At 51.8% G+C, this 3,034-nt stretch carries 1 rRNA gene; it reads left to right on the top strand.

Features of this window, described 5'->3' with window-relative positions:
* Positions 1-106: 106 nt before the first annotated feature.
* Positions 107-3,014, top strand: a 23S ribosomal RNA gene (locus tag I2494_RS20390).
* Positions 3,015-3,034 lie beyond the last annotated feature (20 nt).

Here is a 3,034-nt window from a genome sequence, read left to right on the forward strand (position 1 = left end):
TCCTAGCCAATAGTGAGTTTTAACACTGACACTAATTGGACTGAGCGAGTCTCTCAATTTTTTGCAACCCAGACTGTGTTTCTTGCGAGACACCTTCGGGTTGTGAGGTTAAGTGACTAAGCGTACACGGTGGATGCCTAGGCAGTCAGAGGCGATGAAGGGCGTGCTAATCTGCGATAAGCGTCGGTAAGGTGATATGAACCATTATAACCGGCGATACCCGAATGGGGAAACCCAGTGCAATTCGTTGCACTATCATACGATGAATACATAGTCGTATGAGGCGAACCGGGGGAACTGAAACATCTAAGTACCCCGAGGAAAAGAAATCAACCGAGATTCCCCCAGTAGCGGCGAGCGAACGGGGAGGAGCCCAGAACCTGAATCAGTTTGTGTGTTAGTGGAAGCGTCTGGAAAGTCGCACGGTACAGGGTGATAGTCCCGTACACCAAAATGCACAGGCTGTGAGTTCGATGAGTAAGGCGGGACACGTGACATCCTGTCTGAATATGGGGGGACCATCCTCCAAGGCTAAATACTCCTGACTGACCGATAGTGAACCAGTACCGTGAGGGAAAGGCGAAAAGAACCCCGGCGAGGGGAGTGAAACAGAACCTGAAACCGTGTACGTACAAGCAGTGGGAGCACTCTTTATGGGTGTGACTGCGTACCTTTTGTATAATGGGTCAGCGACTTATATTTTGTAGCAAGGTTAACCGAATAGGGGAGCCGTAGGGAAACCGAGTCTTAACTGGGCGTCAAGTTGCAAGGTATAGACCCGAAACCCGGTGATCTAGCCATGGGCAGGTTGAAGGTTGGGTAACACTAACTGGAGGACCGAACCGACTAATGTTGAAAAATTAGCGGATGACCTGTGGCTGGGGGTGAAAGGCCAATCAAACCGGGAGATAGCTGGTTCTCCCCGAAAGCTATTTAGGTAGCGCCTCGTGAACTCATCTTCGGGGGTAGAGCACTGTTTCGACTAGGGGGCCATCCCGGCTTACCAACTCGATGCAAACTCCGAATACCGAAGAATGTTATCACGGGAGACACACGGCGGGTGCTAACGTCCGTCGTGAAGAGGGAAACAACCCAGACCGCCAGCTAAGGTCCCAAAGTCATGGTTAAGTGGGAAACGATGTGGGAAGGCACAGACAGCCAGGATGTTGGCTTAGAAGCAGCCATCATTTAAAGAAAGCGTAATAGCTCACTGGTCGAGTCGGCCTGCGCGGAAGATGTAACGGGGCTAAACCATGCACCGAAGCTGCGGCAGCGATATGAAAATATTGTTGGGTAGGGGAGCGTTCTGTAAGCCTGCGAAGGTGGACTGTGAGGTCTGCTGGAGGTATCAGAAGTGCGAATGCTGACATAAGTAACGATAAAGCGGGTGAAAAGCCCGCTCGCCGGAAGACCAAGGGTTCCTGTCCAACGTTAATCGGGGCAGGGTGAGTCGACCCCTAAGGCGAGGCCGAAAGGCGTAGTCGATGGGAAACAGGTTAATATTCCTGTACTTGGTGTTACTGCGAAGGGGGGACGAAGAAGGCTAGGCTATCCGGGCGACGGTTGTCCCGGTTTAAGCGTGTAGGTGGAGTGATTAGGTAAATCCGATTGCTTATTAAACACTGAGGCGTGATGACGAGCCACTACGGTGGTGAAGTAGTTGATGCCCTGCTTCCAGGAAAAGCCTCTAAGCTCCAGGTAACATTAAATCGTACCCCAAACCGACACAGGTGGTCAGGTAGAGAATACTCAGGCGCTTGAGAGAACTCGGGTGAAGGAACTAGGCAAAATGGTGCCGTAACTTCGGGAGAAGGCACGCTGGCATTAGGTGAAGTCCCTTGCGGATGGAGCTGAAGTCAGTCGAAGATACCAGCTGGCTGCAACTGTTTATTAAAAACACAGCACTGTGCAAACACGAAAGTGGACGTATACGGTGTGACGCCTGCCCGGTGCTGGAAGGTTAATTGATGGGGTTAGCGTAAGCGAAGCTCTTGATCGAAGCCCCAGTAAACGGCGGCCGTAACTATAACGGTCCTAAGGTAGCGAAATTCCTTGTCGGGTAAGTTCCGACCTGCACGAATGGCGTAATGATGGCCAGGCTGTCTCCACCCGAGACTCAGTGAAATTGAACTCGCAGTGAAGATGCTGTGTACCCGCGGCAAGACGGAAAGACCCCGTGAACCTTTACTATAGCTTGACACTGAACATTGAGCCTTGATGTGTAGGATAGGTGGGAGGCTTTGAAGCGGTGACGCCAGTCATCGTGGAGCCAACCTTGAAATACCACCCTTTAATGTTTGATGTTCTAACTTTGACCCGTAATCCGGGTTGAGGACAGTGTCTGGTGGGTAGTTTGACTGGGGCGGTCTCCTCCCAAAGAGTAACGGAGGAGCACGAAGGTTAGCTAATCACGGTCGGACATCGTGAGGTTAGTGCAAAGGCATAAGCTAGCTTGACTGCGAGAGTGACGGCTCGAGCAGGTACGAAAGTAGGTCTTAGTGATCCGGTGGTTCTGAATGGAAGGGCCATCGCTCAACGGATAAAAGGTACTCCGGGGATAACAGGCTGATACCGCCCAAGAGTTCATATCGACGGCGGTGTTTGGCACCTCGATGTCGGCTCATCACATCCTGGGGCTGAAGTAGGTCCCAAGGGTACGGCTGTTCGCCGTTTAAAGTGGTACGCGAGCTGGGTTTAGAACGTCGTGAGACAGTTCGGTCCCTATCTGCCGTGGGCGCTGGAAGATTGAGAGGGGTTGCTCCTAGTACGAGAGGACCGGAGTGAACGCACCACTGGTGTTCGGGTTGTCATGCCAATGGCATTGCCCGGTAGCTACGTGCGGAAAAGATAACCGCTGAAAGCATCTAAGCGGGAAACTTGCCTCGAGATGAGTCTTCCCTTGGACCTTGAGTCCACTGAAGGAACGTTAAAGACTATGACGTTGATAGGTCGGGTGTGTAAGCGTAGCGATACGTTGAGCTAACCGATACTAATGAACCGTGAGACTTAACCTTACAACACCGAAGGTGTTTTG

The sequence above is a fragment of the Limnobaculum allomyrinae genome (assembly GCF_016649425.1).
GTDB classification, from domain to species: domain Bacteria; phylum Pseudomonadota; class Gammaproteobacteria; order Enterobacterales; family Enterobacteriaceae; genus Limnobaculum; species Limnobaculum allomyrinae.